Consider the following 22,501-nt stretch of genomic DNA (forward strand, 5'->3'; position numbering starts at 1 on the left):
GATTTCACCCAGCAGTTCGTACATGTCGGGTGGCGGCAGCATGCGTACCCAGGCCACCAGCGCCGACAGGTAGATAAACAACAGCGGCTCATCACTGAGTACCAGCAACCCCTTGGCCAGCGTGTCTCTGCCCAGTTTGAGCAGCGCGTTCAGCTCGGTCTGGGACAGGTATTTCAGCAACGTTTCGCTGTTGGACTTGAGGTTCGCGAGCAGGTCGTACAGCTCGGTGATGTTGTCCCACAGGTTATAAAGCGCGTTGCCCAGCCCGGCAGCAAAGGCCATGCCCTGTAAGGCACTGCGCTTGTAAGCCGGCGCTTTGGCAAAGTCTGCCCATCGAGGCTTGAAATGCTCGGCCCATGCCGTGCGCAAATCCGCTTCCAGCCCGGCGATCACAGACTCATAGGACGCATACAGCGCCTGGACGTGAGCCTTGGAAACGTTGGGGTAAAAGGTGATTTCGTACTGTTGGTCGCGGGTACAGTCGCTGACTTCAAGAATGCCGCTGGGGCCAATGGTCCGATGCAGTGGCGCGCCTACCGGGCTGCCGTCCTGTGCAACGGCTTGCAGCCTCACGGGCGTGTTGCCGATAGGCACGAACTGCGTGCTTTCGAACAGATGCACCAAGGTCAGCCCGCCCTGGGCTTTGCATTGAGCGACGGTGCGGCTGGGTTTGTCGGAAGAGATCGGCGCGACCAGTGCGACGTCTTCCCCAACCTTGAACACCTGCTCCACGCTAAGTGCCGAACCACTTAAAAAGCTGTCGGCCCACGTATCAAAGGTATTCAGGCAGGTGCGCAAATCCGCGAATACGCGCTCAACCTTCGGCGCTTCGGGATCCATGGGCACTAGCACCAGGTTGGCCAGCACCGAGATCAAGAGACAGCCCCATTCATCAGGGCTCTAACGAACACCACCATCTGCAATCCCTCGCACTGTTTGATCAGGCGAGGGACTTTGCAGCGGTTGAAAGAGGAGGGGAGTAGAGCTTATCCGGCAGTTACGTGGGACGTTTCAGCAGCTTTTTCGCGCAGCACCAGGCTGCACAGCGCCGGCAAAAACAGCAGGGTCAACACCGTGCCCACCAACACCCCGCCAATCAGCACATAGGCCAGGGACGACCAGAATACCGACAACGTCAACGGAATAAACGCCAGCGCCGCCGCCAGTGCGGTAAGGATCACCGGCCGCGCACGCCGCACCGTGGCTTCGATGATGGCCTCGCGAATCGCCATGCCGTGATCCTGGTTCTGGCGGATCTGGTCGGTGAAGATCAGCGTGTTGCGCATCAGAATGCCGCCGATGCCGATCAGCCCAAGAATTGCGTTGAAGCCGAACGGCTGGTTGAACAGCAACAAGGTCGGCACTGCGCCAATCAGGCCCAAAGGCGCGGTAGCGAACACCATGAACATCACGCCGAACGAGCGCACCTGGAACATGATCACCGTGAGGGTCAGCAGGATCATGATCGGGAACAGCGCCGCCAGGGCGACGTTGGCCTTGGCGCTTTCCTCAACCGGGCCGCCGATGTCGATTTTGTACCCGCTGGGCAGTTTGGCGATCAGTGGCTGCAGGTCTTTGTACACGGCCATTTCCACATCGGGCGGTTGTACGCCGTCGATGATGTCGGCGCGCACTTCCACGGTGGTGGCGCGGTCGCGGCGCTTGAGGATCGGCTCTTCCATTACCGCCTGGAAATGCCCGACCTGGGCCAGCGGCACCGACGTACCGGCGCTGTTGGTCAGCGTCATGTTGTTGAGGTTGGCCAGGTCTTCGCGTTGGCTGCCTTGGGCGCGGGCCACCACTGAGACGGTGCGGTTGCCTTCGCGCACTTCGGTGATCGGGTTGCCGCTGAGCAGGGCGTTGAGTTGGGACTTGACCTCGTCGGGGGTAAAACCCAGCAAGCGCAAGCGATCCTGGTCCAGCACCAGGCGATAACCGCTGGCACGTTCGCCCCATTCGAGGAAGGTGTCCCTGGTCAGCGTGTTGCCAGCCACAACCTGACGCACGTCTTCAGACAGCCCGCGCAGCACATTCAGGTCCGGCCCGGAGACGCGGAACACCACCGGGAACGGCACCGGCGGTCCGAAGACGAGCTGCGTGACCCGTACCCGCGCCGACGAAAATTCGCCTGCTGCAATGCGCTCGCGCATCCGCAGTTTCAGTGCGTCGCGGGCGTGGGAATCCGGGGTTTGCACAATCAATTTGGCAAACGCCGGGTCGGGCATTTCAGGGTTCAACGACAGGAAAAACCGCGGTGCACCGCCCCCCACATAGGTGTCGACCATACTGGTCTGCGGCTCTTGCAACAGCGCCTTCTCCACCTGCGCCGCCACGGCTTCGGTGCTTTTGAAGGCGCTGCCGGGTGGCATATACACTTCCAGAATCAGCTCCGAGCGGTCGGAGTCCGGGAAGAACTGTTTCTTCACCACCGCCATACCCAGGCCGCACACCACGAACGCGGCCACCACCAGCCCGGTCACCAGCCAGCGCCCGCGCACGCAAGCCTCCACCAGGCTGCGCAGTTTCTGGTAGTAGCGCCCGGCATAAATCGCATCATGCCCGCCGGGCACTGGCTTGATCTGCGGCAACAACTTCACGCCCAGGTAGGGCGTGAACACCACGGCCACCAGCCAGGATGAAATCAGCGCGAAACCCACGATCCAGAAGATATTGCCGGCGTATTCACCCGCCCCGGAGCGCGCAAACCCAACCGGCAGAAAGCCGATAATGGTGACCAGGGTGCCGGTCAGCATCGGCGCCGCCGTGGAGCTCCAGGCGTAGGTGGCCGCGTGGATGCGGTCAAAGCCTTCTTCGAGTTTGACCACCATCATCTCGATGGCAATGATCGCGTCGTCCACCAACAGGCCCAGGGAGATGATCAATGCCCCGAGGGTCACGCGGTCGAATTCGCGGCCCGTGACCAGCATGATCACGAACACGATCGACAGCGTCAGCGGCACGGCCGCCGCCACCACCAGCCCCACGCGAAAGCCCAGGGCCAATAGGCTGATCAGCATCACCACCGCCAGGGCGACGAAGAATTTGAGCATGAATTCATTGACTGCCAGGCTGATGTTTTTCGCCTGGTCGGAGACCTTGGCGAAGTTCACGCCCAGGGGCAGGTCGGCCTGAATCCGCGCTTCTTCGGCTTGCAGGCTCTTGTCCAATTCCAGGCCGTTCCAGTGCTTCTCCATGATCACGCCCAGCATCAACGCCGGGTCGCCCTGATGGCGGATGCGATAACTGGGCGGGTCTTCATAACCGCGGCTCACGGTGGCCACATCGGCGATGCGCAATACGCGGCCATTGACTTGCAGGGGCACGTTCTCGATCAAGGCCAGGCTGTCGAACGCGCCGTCGATGCGGATATAAGCGCGGGCGCCCGCCGTTTCGACGAAGCCTGAGGGCGCCACGGCGTTTTGTGCGGCGAGGGCGGTGAAGATCTGTTCGGGCTTGATGCCCAGGGTTGCCAGGCGCTCATAGGAAAACTCCACAAACACGCGTTGGGCCTGTTCGCCAAGGATATTGACCTTCTTCACCCCTGGCAGGTTGAGCAAACCCTGGCGCAGCTCCTCGGCCATTTGCACTTGTTGGCGATGGGGCAGGTGTTCGGCTTCCAGGGCGTACAACGCAAAGTACACGTCGGAATACTCATCGTTGAAAAACGGCCCGATCACGCCCTTGGGCAGGCGCGTGGCTTCGTCGCTGAGTTTTTTGCGGGTCTGGTAGAACAGTTCCTGGATTTCGCTCGGGCGTGTGGACTCCAGGAAGGTCATGCGCATCGACACAAAGCCTGGCTGGGCGATGGTCTCGACGCGGTCGTAGTAGTCCAGTTCCTGCAGGCGTTTTTCCAGGCGGTCGGCCACTTGCTCCTGCATCTCCTGGGCGGTGGCGCCGGGCCAGGCGGCGGTGATGGTCATGACCTTGACGGTAAACGAAGGGTCTTCGGCGCGCCCCAGCTTGCCGAACGCGAAGACCCCGGCGACGAGGATCGCAATCAGCAAGAACAAGGTGACGGCGCGGTGTTTGACGGCCAGTTCGGAGAGGTTGATCCCGCGCATACTCATTGGTCCTGCTGACGGTTGAGGGCCAGGGCCTGGGCGGGCAGCAAGCGCACCGTGTCGCCGCTGTGCAGCAGGTGAGCGCCGAGGGCGACGATGGTTTGGCCGGGTGTTAGGCCGCTGTCGAGCAAGGCGTCTTCCTGGCCGAGGCTGGCGACCTTCACTGGTGCGAAGCTGATCTTTTGGTCATCGCCAATCAGCCAGACGCCCGTGCCTTGCCCCGCATCCTGCAAGGCGCCAATCGGCACGCGGGTTTGCAGCGGCTGGCCATTGCCTTGCAGGCGTACAGTGATGGTGGAGCCGAGGGCGAACCGCTCGACCGGACCCTGCAGCACATAACGTGCGCGGTAGGTGCGGGTGACCGGGTCGGCGCTGGCGGACAGTTCGCGCAGGGTGGCGGTCACGGCCTGGTCCGCTGCGCCAAAGGGAAGCGCCAGGGCTTTTTGCGCGGCCAGGTCACGCCGGTTCTCCGGCAGGTTGACGATGGCTTCGCGGGCGCCGTCATGGGCCAGGCGCGCCACGATTTGCCCTTCGGCCACCACTTGGCCGCGATCGGCCAGTACGTCGGTGATGATGCCGTCGCCATCGGCCTTGAGGACCGAATAAGTGCGACGGTTTTCGATCTGGCTGGCGTCCGATTGCGCCGCGGCCAGTTCGGCCTGGGCGACGCGCAGGTTGGTGGCCGACTGGTCGAAGATCTGCCGCGACACCGCGCCGGTACTGGCCAGGCGCTGGTAACGGTTTTCATCATCACGGCGCTGGCGCAGTTGGGCCTGGGCGGCGTTGACGCGGTTCTTGGCCGAGCGCAGCGCCAGTTCGAAGTCGCCGATGTCCAGCACCAACAGGGTGTCACCACGGGAGACGTGCTGGCCGGGGTCGACCTTGCGCTCGATCACCTTGCCGCTGACCCGAAAGCCCAGGTCACTTTCAGTGCGTGCCGCCACCACGCCGGTATAAGCGCTTTGCTGGGTGCCGGCTGCTTCGACTTTGACGGCCAGCACCGGGCGCGATGTGGGCGCCTGGGCGGCGCTGTCGGCCTTGCTGTTACAACCACTGAGGACCACCAGCAGAGCCAGGGGCGTGAGAAGGCGCAGGGGGAGAGGGGGCATGACGAACTCCAGGGTGACCATAGGGCAAAAAATTATGGACATAATTTTTTGCTCATATTATGGTCGAAATATAAATTAATCCAGCCCCCGGATATTCCCCATGGCAAACGCCCCGGCACCCTCACGCAGCTTGCTGTTCTTGCTGGTTGCCCTCACCGCATTGGGTGAAGTCTCGACGCAACTGATCATCCCCGGCCTGGGTGCCATCGAGCACGCGCTGCAGGCGCCGCAAGGCTCGGCACTGATGGCGCTGTCGGCGTTCGTTGCTGCTTTTGGCCTGGGGCAGCTACTGTTCGGGCCGCTGTCGGATCGCATCGGCCGGCGGCCAGTCTTGATCGGGGGCCTGGCGCTCTACGTAGTGGCGACGCTGGCGATGCTGCTGGTCACCGACATCCAGCAGTTTATCGCCGCTCGGGTGTTGCAAGGCCTGGGCGCGTGCGCCGCGCTGGTACTAGCGCGCACCGTGGTGCGCGATGTGTGGAAAGCCGAGGCAGGCCCGGCCCTGGCGCTGACGATGATCGGCATGTTGTATGCCATCGTCGTTGCGCCGATAGCAGGGGGCTTGCTGATCAAATTACTGGGGTGGCGTGCGCCCATCGCCCTGGCGTTGGTGATCGGCAGCCTGGTGTTATTGCTGGCGCTGCTGTTCTTTCGCGAGAGCAATCATCACCTCGATCCCAGGGCCGCACACTGGCGCACCCTCGGCGGGCAGTATCTGGATCTGCTCAAGGGGCGCCAGTACCGTGCTTACGCGGTGGCCCTGGCGTGTACCTATGGCGCGATGTTTGCGGTGATCGCGGGTTCATCGGCGGTGTTTATCAATCTGCTGGGGTTCAGCAGCCTTGAGTACGGGCTCAACTTCGGGCTGATTGTGTCGATGCTGATCGTCGGCTCCACCTACACCCGGCGTAACATTCAGCGCCTGGGGCCGCAGCGCATTGTGGCGATGGGTGTGACGATGGTGGCGGTGGGCGGGGTGGCAGCCCTGGCGATTTACCTAGTGTTCGGGTTGTCGGTAGTGGGGCTGGATATTCCCATCGCCCTGGTCACGCTCGGCGGCGGCCTGGTGCTGCCGGGATCCGTTACCGGGGCTGTGATGCCCAATGCGCACCGTGCGGGTTTAGCCGCCGGGCTCATGGGATTTGCACAGATGTTCGGCGCCACGTGCAGCGGGTTGCTGCTGAGCCAGTTACGCGATGGCAGTGCCGCGCCGATGATCATTATCCAGGCCGGGCTTGCACTGTCGGCACTGGTTGCCTTTCAACTGCTGCGCCAACGCCAGGTTAAAACGCTGTCCTATATATAGAACGATCAGGGCCATTTTTACCGGCTAGTGCTCAAGGGTGAGGCGATTTAAGGTGTACTCACTTTGGAGGTACACCATGAAAAAGCTGATTGGTATCTACACCAGCCCCCGCGCCCACTGGGTCGGCGATGGCTTTCCGGTACGCACGCTGTTTTCCTACGACACCATGGGCAAGCACATCAGCCCATTCCTGTTGCTGGATCACGCAGGTCCGGCCGAATTCACCCCGACTGAACAACGTCGCGGCGTCGGCCAGCACCCGCATCGCGGTTTTGAAACCGTGACTATCGTCTATGACGGCGAAGTCGAGCACCGCGATTCCACCGGTGCCGGCGGCAAAATCGGCCCAGGTGATGTGCAATGGATGACTGCGGCCAAGGGCATTCTTCACGAGGAGTTCCACTCCACAGACTTCGCCCGTCGCGGCGGCGCACTGGAGATGGTGCAACTGTGGGTCAACCTGCCGGCCAAGGACAAAATGGCGGATGCCGGTTACCAGACCATCGTCGATGGCGACATTCCGGTGCTGCCATTGGCGAACGACGCTGGCCACCTGCGCCTGATCGCCGGGGAATTTGCCGGTACTCAAGGCCCGGCCCGCACCTTCACGCCGATAGACGTGTGGGACTTGCGCCTCAACGCCGGTAAAGCGGTCACGCTGGACTTGCACGCCGGGCGTAACACCGCTTTGGTGGTGCTCAGCGGCACGTTGTTGATCAACGGCGAGGAGGTCGCACGCCAGGGGCAGTTGGCGCTGTTCGAGCGCGACGGTAAGCAACTGACCCTGGAGTCCAACGACGACGCCAAGGTGCTGCTGCTCAGCGGCGAACCCATCGACGAGCCCATCGTCGGCCACGGTCCGTTCGTGATGAATACCGAGCAGGAGATTCACCAGGCATTTGCCGACTTCCAGTCGGGAAAATTCGGGCAGATGCACGCCTGACGGTTCACCGCCACCCCCTGTGGGAGCTGGCTTGCCTGCGATAGCATCATCATGGTGTAGCTGATACACCGCGGTGTGTGCATCGCAGGCAAGCCAGCTCCCACATTTTGTTTCCAGGGTTCTGATTTCATGCGATCTTCTCGGCATTCGCCCTGGAGTCGCCTGGATGCCCTCATTTATCGCTGATCACCCGATGCTGTGCGCCGTGGCGTTGATCCTGATCGACATCGCCGTGTGGCGCCTTATTTCCCCAAACCTTGCCAACTGGAAACTCGCAGCGCGGCTAGTGATCTTTGCGGTGTTCAGTGCCGTATTGTTCAACGACGGCATGAACCCCATGCAGGCGGCGCCCTATGCCGATGACACCACCTTGCACCTGGCCGCCACGGCATTGCAGATCGGCTGGTGGCTGTTTGCGGCGCGCACCCTCACGGTATTGCTCGGCGCAGTGATGATGCAGCGGGTCGGCCATACCGGGCGCTTGTTGCAGGACCTGATGGGCGCGGTGATTTTCCTCATTGCGATCATCGCCGCCATGGCCTACGTGCTCGACCTGCCGGTCAAGGGCGTGCTGGCCACCTCCGGCGCCGTGGCGATCATCGTCGGCCTGGCCTTGCAAAGCACCCTGAGCGATGTGTTTTCCGGGATCGTCCTCAATACCACCAAGCCTTACCAGATCGATGACTGGATCTCCATCGACGGCACCGAAGGTCGCGTCACCGACATCGACTGGCGCGCCACGCGCCTGCAAACCTCCCAGGGCAGCCTGGCGGTGATCCCCAACTCCCTGGCGGCCAAGGCCAAGATCATCAACTTCTCGCGCCCGGCAGACATGTTCGGCTTGGCGGTCAGCCTGCAAGTGAGCCCACATGCGCGCCCGCAAACCGTGATCGAAGCGCTGGAACGTGCGATGCAGGGCTGCCGGCCGTTGCTGGCCCAACCGGCGCCCAGCGTCGCGTTCAAGGCGTCCACCGGCAGTGGCGTGGAGTATGAGATCAGCGGCTTTGTGCCGGCCATGGGCCTCAAGCGCGAAACCCGCAACCAGCTTTACGACCTGGCCTACCGGCATTTGCAGGCGGCGGGCGTGGGCCTGTTGTCCGCCACCGAAGGCAGCACGCCGCCTGCGGTGTCTGGCGCCCGCGCCTTGCTGGAGCGCTCGACGATCTTCTCCACCTTGCGCCAGGAAGAAAAAGACACCTTCAGCCAGAACATGACCCTGCACACCTACCGCGCCGGTGAGATGATCCTGGCGGCGGGGGAGGTCAGCGATCACCTGTTCATCATCGAGTCCGGCGTTGTCTCGGTGCTGTTGATCAAGGACGGGCACACGTTCGAGGCTGGGCGCATGGGCCCTGGTGAGGTGATCGGTGAGTCCGGCATCCTCTCCGACCAGGCGGCGCTGGCGGATTTTTCGGCCAAGACCTACTGCACGCTCTACCGCATTGAAAATGAATACCTCAAGCCGTGCCTGGACGCACGGCATGATATCGGCGAAGCCATGAAGGCGCTCCTGGATTTCCGCCGCCATGCCGCCCAGGCCCTGACCGAAGACGCGCCCGTGGTACCGGTCAAGAAGGGCTTCATCCAGTGGCTGAGGAACCGCGGCCTGTAGATTGGTCACCTGTTCTTCGCCCGGATTGGATATTTCTCCAGAACGCTGCGCTGACTACTCTGCGCACCTATCCCAACGTTCTGGAGATTCACCATGCAAACCCGTACCGATTTCTATACCGCCTCCCCGGACGCCATGAAAGCCATGCTCGCCCTGGAAGCGGCGGTGGGCAAACTCTCCATCGAACTGCCACTGCTGGAACTGGTGCGCTTGCGCGTATCGCAGATCAACGGCTGCGCGTTCTGCCTGGACATGCACACCGCCGATGCACGCAAGGGCGGCGAAACCGAGCGACGCCTGTACACCGTGTCGGCCTGGCGTGAAACCCCGTTCTTCACCCCGCGCGAGCGCGCCGCCCTGGCTTGGGCCGAAAGCCTGACCCTGCTCAGCCAGACCCACGCCCCGGATGAAGACTTCGACGCACTGGCCGCCCAATTCAGCCCCCAGGAACAAGTCGACCTGAGCGTCGCCATCGCCACCATCAACAGCTGGAACCGCCTGGCGGTGGGTTTTCGCAAGATGCCCAAGTAAGGCCTTCAGTTGGCTTTGAAATAGCTGCGCGGCGTGGTGCCGGTCATGCCTTTGAAAAAGGCGATCAGTGCACTGTCGCTGGCAAAGCCCAGTTCAAAGGCGCAGTAGCCCAGGCTGCGCCCGGTGGCGAGCAGTTCGATCACCCGCATCAGACGCCACTGTTGGCGCCATTGCTGATACCCCAGGCCGGTTTCCTTGAGGAAAATCCGGCCGATGGTCTTGGTGCTGGCGCCAATGTGCTGTTCCAGGTCCTGCAGCGTGGGGGGCAGGCGGTCGAGCTGGGCTAGCAGCGGCGCCAGGCGCTTGTCCCGTGGCAACGGCAGCAGCATGGGTTGTGCGGCTGCGTGGCGGATTTCATCCAGGCACAGCCCCAGCAAATGGGCATAGCGACCCGCCTGCCAATCAGTCTCGAACGGCGCCAGGGCCATGGGTTCCAGCACTGCCCTGAGCAAGGCACTCACTTCGATCACCCGCACCTGGGCCGGTAATTGCTCGGCCAGGGCCGCACTCACATACACCGACCGATAATCCACCGCCTGCTGCATCACCGCACGATGGGGCAGGCCGCTGGGGATCCAGGCTGCGCGGCTAGGTGGCAACAGGCACAGTTGATTGTCCAGGGTGATGCGCGTGCAACCTTGCTGGGTGAACAGCAGTTGCCCGCGCTGGTGCACATGCAGGCCCGAATCGTGATTGCCCAACACCGCCGCGATGCCGATCACGGGCGCTGAGTAAACATCGGGGTTGAAAGACGCGGTGGCGGCAAGCCAGGCCATGGGTTGTCCGATTTGATGGATAAAGTGTCGAAGTCTGGATAATAGCCCAGCTGGCGCGCCCTAGAATCCGTCCGTTGTGTTTATGGAGGGATCTTGTGATGACATTTAAAAATTTGCTGGCGCTGACCATGGCCCTGCTGATGTTCCCGCAGTTGGCCCAGACCCTTTACAGCCCGGCCTTGGGCGATATCGGCCGGGCCTTTGATGTCGCGCCCGAGCGAGCGGGGCAGACCTTGTCGGTGTATTTCCTCGCCTTCGCCCTGGGCGTGGTGGTGTGGGGCCGGTTGAGTGATCGTTTGGGGCGGCGGCCGGTGATGCTGACGGGGCTGGCAATCTATGTGGGCGCTTCCGCGCTGGCCTTGACTGCGACGACATTCAACGCCTTGCTGCTGGCCCAGGCCTGCGCGGCATTGGGTGCGGCCGTGGGGTCGGTGGTCACGCAGACAGTGCTGCGTGACCGTTTCCACGGTGCCGAACTGGCCCAGGTGTTTTCCGTGATGGGCGTTGCGCTGGCCGCCAGTCCTGCTGTCGGCTTGTTCAGCGGTGCGAGCCTGGTGGAGTTTTTCGGTTACCGCGGTGTGCTCTGCACGTTGCTGATGCTCGCGGGGGTGTTATGGGGCTGGTGTTGGTGGGCCTTACCGGAGACCCGTCCGGCATCGCTGCCCACCGCCGCCCTTGGCCAGACGCTCGGCCTGATGCTCAAGGATGCCGGAGTATGGCGCTCGGTCGGGTTGGTCGCGGCGTTCAATATTGCGCTGTTCAGCTATTACAGTGTGGGGCCGTTTATCTTCGCGCAGCAGGGGCGTTCCACCGCCGAGTTTGGTTACAGCGGTGTGCTGCTGGCGCTGGGCTCCGGCTCGGGTGCATGGCTGAACAAAGCCTTGCTCAAGCATGGGTGGAGCGGCGAGCGGTTGGTGGTTGTCGCCGCCGCGGTGACCGTGGTGGGGAGCCTGTTGGTGTTGGCCCTGCAGCACAGTTGGCTGTTGGTGTGGCCGATGCTGTTGGTGGTGCTGGCCTTCGGCATGGCGATTCCCAACGTGCTGGGGGCGGCCCTGGTCGATTACCGTGACCGCCTTGGCACCGCCGCCGCCCTGTTTGGCTTGCTGTACTACCTGGTGATTGGTGGCGGGCTGGCCTTGGTGACCTGGTCCCAGGATCTTGGCTGGAGCCTGTTGGTGTGCGCTTTGGCGGCGTTGTGGCTGGCCACGTCGCGGCTATTCAGAAGTTGACCGACGCGCTCAGGCGCGCGGTCAACGGTGCGCCCTGGAACAGGTAGTCATCACCCATGTATTCGCCGGCGTCGCGCCAGTAGCGCTTGTCGAACAGGTTATCGACGCTCAGGCGAAACACCGTTTCGTAGCCATCGACCTTGGTGGTGTAGCGGCTACCGACGTTGACCACCGCGTAGTCGCCCACTTCCACATTGCCGGTGCGATTGGCGGACTTCTTGGCGCTGTATTGCACGCCGCCCAATACCGCCAGGCCGTTGACCCAGGGCAGGGCGTAGTCGGCGTACACGCTGGCGCGCAGCTTGGGCACGTTGATCGCCTGATGGCCTTCGTACGCCGGCGTGCCGCTGCCGCTCACCCGCGCTCGGATCGCGGCCACGCTGGTGGCGATCTGCAGACGGTCGGTGGCCCAGCCGTTGGCGGACAATTCAATGCCGGTGTTTTTTTGCTGGCCCTGCTGCACGTAGTTGAACGTGCCACCTTCGGGCTTGGCGTATTGGTAAGCCTGGCGCGTCTGGAACACCGCGGCGGCGAAGCTGATACGGCGCCAGTCGTATTTCACCCCGGCTTCGAGCTGGCGCGAGACAGTGGGGGCGAGTGTTTCATCCGCATTGTTTGCGAACCACGGCGCGGTGCCGCCCAGGGACAGGCCCTTGCTGTAGCTGGTGTACAGCGAAACGTTGTCCACTGGCTTGTAGATCAACGAGGCCTGGGGCAGGAACACGTATTGCTGGGTGTGGCGCGTCTGGTTGCCGGTCACACCGTCGAAGGCTTTTTCGTCCAGGCGCACTTCACGGCCGCCGAGGATGGTTTGCCAGTGCTCGTTGAAGCGGATGCGGTCGGTGACGAACAGTCCGTACTGGCGGCTGTCGAGGTTGCGGTGGCTGTCGTTCAACGGCTTGTCGGTCGGGGGAAAGCTCGGCACCTCTTCGTTGATATTGGCGGTGCCGATGAATTCGTTGACCGACTTGCGTTTGTCGATCACTCGGCGAAACGCGCTGCTGCCAAAGGTCAGTTCATGGCCGATGCCGGCAGTGTCGAAGAGGCCGGTCATGGCCGCCTGGATTTCGTCGTCGCGGCGAGTGTCGTCCGGGCTGCGGTAGTCGTAGACGTCGTAATTGCCTTCGGGGCTGAAGTAGTTCGGCACGCTGGCGGCACTGCAACTGGCCGAACCATAGCAACCCCAGGCAAACGAGCTGTAGTCATCAATCACCACCTTGCTACGCGCCGCGCTGACACTGCCTTTCCACTGATCGCTGAAACGGTACTCGAACTTGCCGTTGAGGTTCAGCGAATCAATCCCGACCTGCTTGCCGCCTGTCTGGTGCCCCAGCAGCTTCTTCGGTGAAGCACCGTGGGGCACTTCGGTGCCCCCCAGCAGTTGATACCCCGGTACCGAACGCTGTTGCTTGTTCTGGTATTCGGCGTCCAGTTGCAGCACGGCGTCGGGGCTGATGTTCCAGTCAAAGGCCAGGGACACGAAATCGCGCTGGCCGTTGGCGTGTTCCACATAGGAGTTGAGGTCTTCATGGGCGACGTTGGCGCGCAGGCCGAACTGCTGCTCGCTGCCAAACCAGCCGCCGACATCGGTGGCGATGTAACCACTGCCACGATCATCAGTGGACACCGTCACCGAGCGCACATCCTGGGGGCGTTTGGTCACGTAGTTGATCACCCCGCTGGGCTCGGAAATGCCGCTCTGCAAACCGGCCAGGCCCTTGAGCACTTCCACCTGCTGCTTGTTTTCCAGCGCGACGTTCTGCTCGCCGGTGATGGTGCGCCCATTGATCTTGTAACTGCTGGCCGCGTTCAGCGAAAAGCCACGCACCACGAAATTCTCGTAATAACCGATAGGCGCATAACTGTCGCCCACTGAGGCATCGTTGCGCAGCACTTCACTGAGCAAGCGTGCCTGCTGGTCCTTGATCAGCGCGGCGTTGATCACGGTGATCGAGGCGGGGGTGTCCAACAGCGGCGCTTCATCAAAGCCGCCCACCGACGCGGTTTCACTGCGGTAGCCCGACTCATCCTGGCCCTGAACCTTTACCGTCGGCAACTCGATCTCGGCGGCCAGGCTGCTGCCGATGCCGCCACTGAGCAACAGGCCGAGGGCAAAACGTGAAGTGACGACGGGGCGAAAACGCAAAACCATGGGGCAAGGCCTTAAAGCGCTGGGCGGGGGGCGCCTAAGCTAGGCATAAGCGCGGCCTTTTACAAGCTTTCGCGCAAGGTTCGCACGGCGAGACAACCCGTCTCAGCTCCGATGCCGATCCTGTTGCGGCTCGACAGCCAGGCGCCGGCTTGCGATAGACAAGGCTCCCCTCATCGTTTCAGGAGATTGTCATGGGTATCGCAGGTAAAGTCGCGCTGGTCACCGGCGCCGGGCAGGGCATAGGCCGGGCTATTGCCATGCGCCTTGCACAGGACGGCGCCGATGTCGCGTTGGTGGACATTGACGGCGCCAAGCTCAACGCCGTGGCCGCCGAAATCGTCGCCACCGGCCGCAAAGCCTCTGTGTTCATCGCTGATGTATCCAGACGCGAACAGGTGACGGCTGCGGTAGAGCATGCCCACCAGACGCTGGGCGGATTCGACATCATCGTCAATAACGCCGGAGTGGCGCAGATCGACTCATTGCTCGATGTCAGCCCGCAGCAGGTCGAGCGCACCCTGGATATCAACGTCAAGGGCGTGCTGTGGGGGATCCAGGCGGCCGCCAACAAATTCAAGGCGCTCAAGCACAAGGGCAAAATCATCAATGCTTGTTCAATCGCAGGGCATGAAGGCTTTGCGCTGTTAGGGGTCTACTCGGCGAGCAAATTCGCGGTGCGCGCCTTGACCCAGGCGGCGGCCAAGGAACTGGCGAGCGCGGGGATCACGGTAAACGCCTATTGCCCCGGTGTGGTGGGCACCGATATGTGGGTTGAGATCGACAAGCGCATGGCCGAGATTACCGGGGCGCAGGTGGGGGCAACCTACAAGCAGTACGTGGATGGGATTGCCTTGGGCCGTGCGCAAACGCCGGAGGATGTGGCGGGGTTTGTGGCATTTCTGGCAGGCCCGGACGCAGACTATATGACCGGGCAGGCGCCGTTGATCGACGGTGGCCTGGTCTACCGCTGACAGCGTGGTCGACTCGCCTGCGTGGGAGTCGATCCCTTGTATCAGTGAGTTTTGCCGGGCATATCAATACCCAGTTGGTTCACGCGTCGGTACAGGGTTGCCCTTGAAATCCCCAGGGCCTGTGCCGCAGGCGAGGGTTTCCAGCGATGGCGAATCAACGCATCCAGAACCATTTGACGCTCGGGGCTGGCGCTTTGCTCTTCCAGCCCTTGAGGCTGCTCGCCCCGGATTTCAATCGGCAAATCCACCACTTGCAGCGTAGTGCCTTCGCACACCGCACAGGCGTACGCCAGCACATGCCGCAGTTGCCGCACATTGCCCGGCCACGCATAACCCAGTAGCAATTGCAGTGTGGCCTGGCCGATGCCCAACGACACGCCACTGTTACGCGCCTCTTGCTCCAACAGCCGATTGATCAGGGCCAGCTTATCGGTGCGTTCGCGCAACGGCGGCAGGCAGAAGCGCGCACAACCCAGGCGAAAGTACAGGTCTTCACGGAATCGGCCCGCGCTGACCAGCGCCGCCAAATCGCGGTGGCTGGCGCAGATCACCTGAATGTTCACCACGCGGGTTTTCGCTGCGCCCAACGGCGCGACTTCACCCTCGGCCAGCACCCGCAGCAACCGTGTCTGCAACGCCAACGGCATATCGCCGATTTCGTCGAGGAACAACGTACCGCCTTCGGCTTGCAGTAGCAGCCCGCTCATGCCTTTGCTGGAGGCTCCGGTGAAGGCGCCGGGCGAATAGCCGAACAGCTCGCTTTCAATCAGGCTCTCCGGAATCGCCGCGCAGTTCACCGCCACAAACGGCCCGTGCCGGCGCGCGCTGTGCTCGTGCAACTGGCGGGCGAAGACTTCTTTGCCGACGCCGGTTTCACCTTGCACCAGCACGGGCAGGTTGCGGTCCTTGACCCGCGCAGCCAAGCGCAGGTGCTCCTGGATCCGCGGGTCGACTTGAGTCTCTGGCAGCGCCCGAACCGAGGGGCGTCGGGGTGCATTGACCCTCACGTGTACCGCGTCGGGCTTGCCCAGCCAGTGCAACTGCCGGGTTGACTGATCAGTGGCTGCACGCAATGCATCCACATCGAACACTTCGCCGATATGCTCAGGCAGCTGGCCAAAGCGCAAGCGCAGGGCTTGACGCGCCTTGCTGTTCAAGGCGTGCAGACGTCCGTCCTGGTCCCAGGCCAGCAGCAGGTCGGGTTGGCTGTCGACAAAGCCTGGAGTGCTATGGGCTTGTAACACCCAGTGCTGCCGGGCGCTGTGCATGAAAAAAGCGTTTTCGATGGCCTGGGCGCTCTGCGCCACCATCTGCCTTATCAGGTGCTGGCTGCCGCGGTCATCCGGCGACTTGAGCGCCGAGACATCCAGCACACCCAACAGGTGGCCCTGCGGGTCGAAGATGGGCGCAGCCGAACACGTCAGGCCGATAAACGCTGCGCGAAAGTGATCACGCTTGTGCACCGTTACCGCCGTTTTACTGGTCAGCACCGTGGCCACGCCGCAGGTGCCTTCCTCGGCTTCCGACCAGCAGGTGCCCAGGTAAAGGCCGGCCTTGCGGCAGTCGGTGCGAATGCTCGCATCGACACGGTGATCGATGGTCTGGCCCTGGGCGTCGGTGAGCATCACGCAGTAGTCGGCATGGCGCACGCGATGGTGCAACTGTGCGACTTCTTCGCCGGCGATGCGCATGAACAGCTCGGCGCGCTCGCGGCATTCCTTGAGCAAGGGTTCGCTGAGGATACGTGGACCTTGCAGGGAGCCGGGGTCCAGGCGGTGTTGCTCCATGGACCGCCGCCACGAATCGAAGATCAGCGACGGCACGGGCGCCTGGGGCAGGCGCTCGGCATTGCGGACCACGCGGCTGACACAGTCGACATGCTCCCTGGAGTTCATGGCGAGCATAAAGCCTCCGGTTCTCAAGCTTTGTTGTTATGCGCGTCATTAAGCGCGCATGTGTGCCCACGGACAAGGGCACCCTGACCAACGCCTGCATTGAGACGCTGCGTCTCATGCCGCTGAGACTCAAGGGTCGAACTGCGTGGTTGCGTCTCACATTTAGTCGACCACTTGCCTGGGCATCGCTGTGTTGCACGGCTCTGGATCAAGGCTTTGCCAGGTTTTCTCGACGGTTGGCACAAGCTGTGCTGAACAGCTTGGCACTGGCCGCAGCCAGTTTTTTGTGCGTCGAGACAACCTGGAGAACAACAAGATGTCCACCCACCTGTGCACCGATCAGTTACTGCATGCCTACACCGTGATGCGCACCATCCGCGATTTCGAAGAACGCCTGCATGTGGAGTTCGCCACCGGCGAGATCCCCGGTTTCGTTCACCTGTATGCCGGTCAGGAAGCCTGCGCCGCTGGCGTCATGGCGCACCTCAATGACGATGATTGCATCGCGTCCAACCACCGCGGCCACGGACACTGCATCGCCAAGGGCGTCGACGTGTTCGGCATGATGGCCGAAATCTATGGCAAGAAAACCGGCGTGTGCGGCGGCAAGGGCGGCTCCATGCACATCGCCGACCAAGAGAAAGGCATGCTCGGCGCCAACGGCATTGTCGGTGCCGGCGCACCGTTGGCCGCGGGGGCGGCGCTGGCTGCCAAGCTCAAGGGGAGCCAGGGCGTGGCAGTGGCATTTTTTGGCGACGGTGGCTCCAACGAAGGTGCCGTGTTCGAAGCGATGAACCTGGCGTCGATCATGCAGCTGCCGTGTCTGTTTGTCGCCGAAAACAACGGTTATGCCGAGGCCACTGGCGCCGGTTGGTCGGTGGCCTGCAAAGACATCGCTGAGCGCGCCGCCGGGTTTGGTATGCCGGGGGTGATCGTCGACGGCAATGATTTTTTCGCGGTGCATGAAGCACTCGGCGTTGCTGTGGAGCGGGCGCGCCAAGGCGACGGGCCAACGCTGGTCGAGGTCAAGCTCAGCCGTTTCTATGGGCACTTCGAGGGCGATGCGCAAACCTATCGCGGCGCTGACGAAGTGAAAAACCTGCGTGAAAACGCCGATTGCCTGGCCTTGTTCCGTCAGCGCTGCCATGCCGAAGGCTGGCTGGATGCAGCGCAGTTCGAGCGCATCGACGGTGAAGTGGCGCAATTGATCGAAGACGCCGTACGCCTGGCCAAAACCGATCCCAAGCCCCAGGCCGCCGACCTGCTAAGCGACGTTTACGTGGCCTACCGCTGATACCAACCCTATAAAAACAAGACGTGGAGAGAATCTAATGGCTCGTAAAATCAGCTATCAGCAGGCGATCAATGAGGCCTTGGCTCAAGAGATGGGCCGTGACCAGAGCGTATTCATCATCGGTCAGGATGTGGCCGGTGGCACCGGTTCCCCCGGTGAGCAGGACGCATGGGGCGGCGTGCTCGGCGTGACCAAGGGCTTGCACCCGCAATTTCCCGGGCGCGTGCTGGACGCACCGTTGTCTGAGGTCGGCTACGTGGGCATGGCGGTGGGCGCCGCTACCCGTGGCATGCGCCCAGTGTGCGAATTGATGTTCGTCGACTTCATCGGCTGCTGCCTGGACCAGTTGCTCAACCAGGCTGCCAAGTTCCGCTATATGTTCGGTGGCAAAACCACTACACCGCTGGTGATCCGTTCCATGTACGGCGCCGGTTTGCGGGCGGCTGCCCAGCATTCGCAAATGCTCACCTCCATGTGGACGCATATCCCCGGCCTCAAGGTGGTATGCCCGGCCACGCCCTACGACGCCAAGGGCATGTTGATCCAGGCAATCCGCGACAATGACCCGGTGATTTTCCTTGAGCACAAAATGCTCTACGGCATGCAGGGCGACGTACCGCAAGAGCTGTACACGGTCCCGTTTGGCGAAGCCAACTTTGTGCGTGAGGGCAAGGATGTGACGCTGGTGACCTACGGCCGCATGCTGCATATCGCCCTGGAGGCTGCGGCCAACCTGGCGCGTCAAGGCATTGATTGTGAAGTGCTGGACCTGCGCACCACCAGCCCGCTGGATGAAGACAGCATCCTTGAAAGCGTCGAGAAAACCGGGCGCCTGGTGGTGATCGACGAATCCAACCCACGCTGCTCGGTCGCCACCGACATCAGTGCCCTGGTGGCCCAGCGGGGGTTCGCTTTCCTGCGCGCTCCCATCGAGATGGTCACCGCGCCGCACACCCCGGTGCCGTTTTCCGATGCACTGGAAGACCTGTACATCCCCAACGCCGCGAAGATCGAGGCCGCCGTGATGAAGATCGCCGACAAGAGGACCGCCGCATGATTCATACCCTGACCATGCCCAAATGGGGCCTGTCGATGACCGAGGGCCGCATCGATGTCTGGCTCAAACAACCCGGCGACCGAGTGGAAAAGGGCGAGGAAGTGCTGGACGTGGAGACCGACAAGATCTCCAGCAGTGTCGAGGCGCCTTTTAGCGGCGTGCTGCGTCGGGTACTGGCGCTCAGTGATGAAACCCTGCCGGTGGGCGCTCTACTGGGAATTGTGGTGGAGGGCGAGGCGACAGAGGCTCAGATCGATAGCGTGATCGAAAGCTTCAACGCCGGGTTCGTCTCCAGTGCCGCCGAAGCCAAAGAGGCCGGCCCCAGCGCACAAAAAGTCGAGGTAGGCGGGCGCTTGCTGCGTTATCTGGACATGGGCGAGGGCGGCACGCCGCTGGTGTTGGTGCACGGCTTCGGGGGCGATCTGAACAACTGGCTGTTCAATCAACCGGCCCTGGCCGCCGAACGCCGGGTGATTGCCCTGGACCTGCCGGGGCACGGGGAGTCGGGCAAGTCTCTGCAAACGGGAGACGCTGCCGAACTCAGTCATGCCGTACTGGCATTGCTCGACCACCTGGCGCTCGACCGTGTGCATTTGACCGGCCACTCCATGGGTGGGCTGGTGACCCTCACCGTCGCCAGCCTGGCGCCTGCACGTATCGCCTCCATCACCTTGATCGCCAGCGCCGGTCTGGGTGCCGATATCAACGGCGATTACCTGCGAGGTTTTGTCGAAGCCAACAACCGTAACGCGCTCAAGCCGCCATTGACTCAACTGTTCAGTAACCCTGCGTTGGTGACGCGGCAGATGCTGGAGGACATGCTCAAATTCAAGCGCCTGGAAGGGGTGGATCAAGCGTTGCGCCAGCTCGATCACAAGCTGTTCGATGGCGGGCGGCAGGTGCTGGATCTTCGCAGCGAGGTGGGCCGCCAGCCGAGCCTGGTGATCTGGGGCAGTGACGATGCGATCATCCCGGCAAGTCACGCCCAAGGGCTGCAGGCTCAGGTGCATGTATTGCCGGGGCAGGGGCATATGGTGCAGCTGGAGGCGGCGGAGCAGGTCAATCAACTGATCTCCACTTTTTTGAACGCGCAGCCCTGATTGAGGTTCAAGGGAGGGACGGTTTGGTCTGTCCCTCCCACAAGGTCAAGCGTGTTTTTTCAGCTGGAGCGTTTCAGGGTTTCGCTGGGCAGCTCCTGAAAAAGCGCCCGGTAGCTGTTTGAAAACCGCCCCAAATGCCAGAACGACCAATTCATCGCGACCTCGGCCACCGTGGTGTCGGTCGTGCTCAGCAACTCCCGCCGCGCCCCGTTCAAGCGGCGCAACCGCAACCACTGCGCCGGGCTTATCCCCGTGTAGGTCTTGAACCCTTGCTGCAATTGGCGCAACGGCACACCCGCAATCTGCGCCAGTTCCAACAGGTTGGCGGTTTCATCCGGTGCATCCGCCGCCCATTCGCCGATGCGCGCCATCAATTGGCGTTCTTCGCTGCGCTTTTGCAGTGAACTGCCGTCCAGGCACACGCAGGCGTTGTCGAGGATAAACAGGCAGTCGTCGAGCAGTTGCTGGGTGAGGGCATCGCGGCTGATGGGGTCGGTGAGTGCGGACAAGCGCGTGAGCGTGCCACTGAGCCAGCGGGTGAACAGCGCGTTCTGTTGGCAGCTCAGCGGTGCCATGAACAGGCCTTCGAGCTTGGCCATATCCAGGCCGTGGCGCTGGACAAACTGCGGGCCGAACACCACGGCCACTTCGCGGTAGTTGACCGGGGTGATCCAGGTGTTGCGGCTTTCGCCATTGAGCAGGTACAGCGCGTTGTCACTGGCGTCGAAACAGAACGCCAGGGCGCCGGCAGGTGCGTTGAAATGCTGCTCCACCCGGGTGTTCATGCACTCTTCGTAGACCTGCACCCCGTGCAGGTCGAGGTAGCGCACCTGCCCGGCAAAATGCCCGGGGGACATCTGCTGGTACTGCTGCACCCAGCCGGGTGTCGCACTGCATTGGGCGGCCACATCGCCGGTGGCGAAGGCCTGTACGCGCAAAGCGGTTGCCTGTGTCATGGTGATCCGTGCGCACTCTATTGGTGCGTTGTGCCGCGTGCAAAGTGGATAGATGCCGTTTCAAGGCTGGCCCAAGATAGACCTCAATGCGCTGGGAGTACAACCCAGCGTCGCATCCCACCCAAGACGAGGTCCTTATGAACGCCCCCTTCGATCAGCTGTCCACCTGGCTGAAAGAACACAAGATTACCGAAGTCGAATGCGTGATCAGTGACTTGACTGGCATCGCACGCGGCAAGATTGCACCCACCAACAAGTTCCTGCATGAGCGAGGCATGCGCCTGCCGGAAAGTGTGTTGCTGCAAACGGTAACCGGGGACTTTGTCGACGACGATATCTATTACGACCTGCTGGACCCGGCCGATATCGACATGATTTGCCGCCCGGTCGCCAACGCCACTTACGTAGTGCCGTGGGCCATCGAGCCCACCGCCATCGTGATCCACGACACCTTCGACAAGCAGGGCAACCCCATCGAACTGTCGCCGCGTAATGTGTTGAAGAAAGTCCTGCAGCTCTATACCGACCAAGGCTGGCAGCCGATTGTCGCGCCGGAAATGGAGTTCTACCTGACCCAGCGCTGCGAAGATCCGGACCTGCCCTTGAAAACCCCGATTGGCCGTTCTGGCCGTGCCGAAACCGGGCGCCAGTCGTTTTCCATCGATGCCGCCAACGAATTCGACCCGCTGTTCGAAGATGTCTATGACTGGTGCGAAGCCCAGGGCCTGGACCTCGACACCCTGATCCACGAAGACGGCCCCGCGCAGATGGAAATCAACTTCCGCCATGGCGACGCCCTGGACCTGGCCGACCAGATCACGGTGTTCAAGCGCACCTTGCGCGAGGCCGCCCTCAAGCACAACGTCGCCGCCACCTTCATGGCCAAGCCGGTGGCCGACGAGCCCGGCAGCGCCATGCACCTGCACCAGAGCGTGGTCGAAATCGCTACCGGCAAACCGGTGTTCGTCGATGCCGACGGCAACATGAGCCCGTTATTCCTGCATCACATCGGCGGCCTGCAGAAGTACATCCCCAAGCTGCTGCCGATGTTTGCCCCCAACGTGAACTCGTTTCGGCGTTTTTTGCCGGACACCTCGGCGCCGGTCAACGTCGAATGGGGCGAAGAAAATCGCACCGTCGGCCTGCGCGTACCCACGTCCAGCCCGGAGGCGATGCGCGTGGAAAACCGCCTGCCGGGGGCCGATGCAAACCCGTACCTGGCCATTGCCGCGAGCCTGTTGTGCGGTTATCTGGGCATGATCGAGCACATCGAACCCAGTGCCCCGGTGGAAGGCCGCGCCTATGAACGCCGCAACCTGCGCCTGCCGTTCACCCTCGAAGATGCGCTGGCGCGCATGGAGGATTGCGACACGGTCAAGCAGTACCTGGGCGAAAAATTCGTGCGCGGCTACGTCGCGGTCAAGCGCGCCGAGCATGAGAATTTCAAGCGGGTGATCAGTTCCTGGGAGCGCGAGTTCCTGCTGTTGAGCGTCTGAAAACAAGCATAAG

16 protein-coding genes and 1 pseudogene are annotated in these 22,501 nt (G+C 62.3%); 10 read left to right on the forward strand and 7 right to left on the reverse strand.

The genetic code is table 11. The features are described 5' to 3' along the window. The 3 genes and pseudogenes from JMV15_RS26730 to JMV15_RS26740 all read right to left on the reverse strand — a co-directional run. Nucleotides 1-876, reverse strand: a pseudogene (locus tag JMV15_RS26730) (type IV secretion protein Rhs); the annotation flags it as partial. A gap of 110 nt (nucleotides 877-986) precedes the next feature. Further along, nucleotides 987-4,061 (reverse strand): efflux RND transporter permease subunit, encoded by a 3,075-nt coding sequence (locus tag JMV15_RS26735; protein WP_038449859.1) that lies wholly within the window; start codon nucleotides 4,059-4,061, stop codon nucleotides 987-989. 2 nt (nucleotides 4,062-4,063) lie between these two features. Continuing rightward, nucleotides 4,064-5,170: an efflux RND transporter periplasmic adaptor subunit gene (locus tag JMV15_RS26740; protein WP_038452128.1), complete on the reverse strand. Its 1,107-nt coding sequence runs from the start codon at nucleotides 5,168-5,170 to the stop codon at nucleotides 4,064-4,066. 100 nt (nucleotides 5,171-5,270) lie between these two features. Between JMV15_RS26740 and JMV15_RS26745 the strand changes: the two genes are divergently transcribed. From JMV15_RS26745 to JMV15_RS26760, 4 genes are all read left to right on the forward strand, one after another. Continuing rightward, a complete protein-coding gene (locus JMV15_RS26745; protein ID WP_014718125.1) occupies nucleotides 5,271-6,476 on the forward strand; it encodes a multidrug effflux MFS transporter in 1,206 nt (401 codons plus the stop codon). A gap of 76 nt (nucleotides 6,477-6,552) precedes the next feature. Next, a complete protein-coding gene (locus JMV15_RS26750) occupies nucleotides 6,553-7,419 on the forward strand; it encodes a pirin family protein (protein ID WP_014718126.1) in 867 nt (288 codons plus the stop codon). A gap of 166 nt (nucleotides 7,420-7,585) precedes the next feature. After that, on the forward strand, nucleotides 7,586-9,031 hold the full coding sequence (locus JMV15_RS26755) for a mechanosensitive ion channel family protein (protein WP_014718127.1): 1,446 nt from the start codon (nucleotides 7,586-7,588) through the stop codon (nucleotides 9,029-9,031). Between the two features lie 93 nt (nucleotides 9,032-9,124). Beyond that, nucleotides 9,125-9,562 carry a carboxymuconolactone decarboxylase family protein gene (locus tag JMV15_RS26760; protein WP_003190655.1) on the forward strand — a complete coding sequence of 146 codons (438 nt, stop codon included), beginning with the start codon at nucleotides 9,125-9,127 and terminating at the stop codon, nucleotides 9,560-9,562. A gap of 5 nt (nucleotides 9,563-9,567) precedes the next feature. Here the strand turns inward: JMV15_RS26760 and JMV15_RS26765 are convergent, their stop codons facing one another. Continuing rightward, nucleotides 9,568-10,338, reverse strand: coding sequence for an AraC family transcriptional regulator (locus tag JMV15_RS26765; protein WP_038449861.1), 771 nt, complete (start codon nucleotides 10,336-10,338; stop codon nucleotides 9,568-9,570). 98 nt (nucleotides 10,339-10,436) lie between these two features. Between JMV15_RS26765 and JMV15_RS26770 the strand changes: the two genes are divergently transcribed. After that, nucleotides 10,437-11,567, forward strand: a complete 1,131-nt coding sequence (locus JMV15_RS26770) for an MFS transporter (RefSeq protein ID WP_038449863.1) — start codon at nucleotides 10,437-10,439, stop codon at nucleotides 11,565-11,567. On the opposite strand, the gene JMV15_RS26775 is transcribed toward JMV15_RS26770, so the two are convergent. Then, nucleotides 11,557-13,719: a TonB-dependent siderophore receptor gene (locus JMV15_RS26775; RefSeq protein WP_038449865.1), complete on the reverse strand. Its 2,163-nt coding sequence runs from the start codon at nucleotides 13,717-13,719 to the stop codon at nucleotides 11,557-11,559. The genes JMV15_RS26770 and JMV15_RS26775 overlap by 11 nt on opposite strands. Before the next feature lie 191 nt (nucleotides 13,720-13,910). Between JMV15_RS26775 and JMV15_RS26780 the strand changes: the two genes are divergently transcribed. Beyond that, nucleotides 13,911-14,690, forward strand: a complete 780-nt coding sequence (locus JMV15_RS26780; RefSeq protein WP_003190660.1) for an acetoin reductase — start codon at nucleotides 13,911-13,913, stop codon at nucleotides 14,688-14,690. 41 nt (nucleotides 14,691-14,731) lie between these two features. On the opposite strand, the gene JMV15_RS26785 is transcribed toward JMV15_RS26780, so the two are convergent. Beyond that, nucleotides 14,732-16,594 (reverse strand): sigma-54-dependent Fis family transcriptional regulator, encoded by a 1,863-nt coding sequence (locus JMV15_RS26785; RefSeq protein WP_014718133.1) that lies wholly within the window; start codon nucleotides 16,592-16,594, stop codon nucleotides 14,732-14,734. 307 nt (nucleotides 16,595-16,901) lie between these two features. Here JMV15_RS26785 and JMV15_RS26790 point away from each other — a divergent pair, with 307 nt between their 5' ends. The 3 genes from JMV15_RS26790 to JMV15_RS26800 are packed head-to-tail and all read left to right on the forward strand — an operon-like array spanning nucleotide 16,902 to nucleotide 20,036. Next, nucleotides 16,902-17,879: a thiamine pyrophosphate-dependent dehydrogenase E1 component subunit alpha gene (locus tag JMV15_RS26790; RefSeq protein WP_003190663.1), complete on the forward strand. Its 978-nt coding sequence runs from the start codon at nucleotides 16,902-16,904 to the stop codon at nucleotides 17,877-17,879. A gap of 37 nt (nucleotides 17,880-17,916) precedes the next feature. Continuing rightward, nucleotides 17,917-18,936 carry an alpha-ketoacid dehydrogenase subunit beta gene (locus tag JMV15_RS26795; protein ID WP_201491964.1) on the forward strand — a complete coding sequence of 340 codons (1,020 nt, stop codon included), beginning with the start codon at nucleotides 17,917-17,919 and terminating at the stop codon, nucleotides 18,934-18,936. Continuing rightward, nucleotides 18,933-20,036 (forward strand): acetoin dehydrogenase dihydrolipoyllysine-residue acetyltransferase subunit, encoded by a 1,104-nt coding sequence (locus JMV15_RS26800; protein WP_014718134.1) that lies wholly within the window; start codon nucleotides 18,933-18,935, stop codon nucleotides 20,034-20,036. Before JMV15_RS26795 ends, JMV15_RS26800 begins: the two co-directional genes overlap by 4 nt. 59 nt (nucleotides 20,037-20,095) lie before the next feature. On the opposite strand, the gene JMV15_RS26805 is transcribed toward JMV15_RS26800, so the two are convergent. Further along, nucleotides 20,096-20,992, reverse strand: a complete 897-nt coding sequence (locus tag JMV15_RS26805) for a helix-turn-helix domain-containing protein (RefSeq protein WP_014718135.1) — start codon at nucleotides 20,990-20,992, stop codon at nucleotides 20,096-20,098. 137 nt (nucleotides 20,993-21,129) lie between these two features. Between JMV15_RS26805 and JMV15_RS26810 the strand changes: the two genes are divergently transcribed. After that, nucleotides 21,130-22,488, forward strand: a complete 1,359-nt coding sequence (locus JMV15_RS26810) for a glutamine synthetase family protein (RefSeq protein WP_014718136.1) — start codon at nucleotides 21,130-21,132, stop codon at nucleotides 22,486-22,488. Nucleotides 22,489-22,501: the final 13 nt, after the last annotated feature.

It is taken from the genome of Pseudomonas paracarnis, from assembly GCF_904063055.1.
In the GTDB taxonomy this organism is placed as follows: Bacteria; Pseudomonadota; Gammaproteobacteria; order Pseudomonadales; family Pseudomonadaceae; genus Aquipseudomonas; species Aquipseudomonas paracarnis.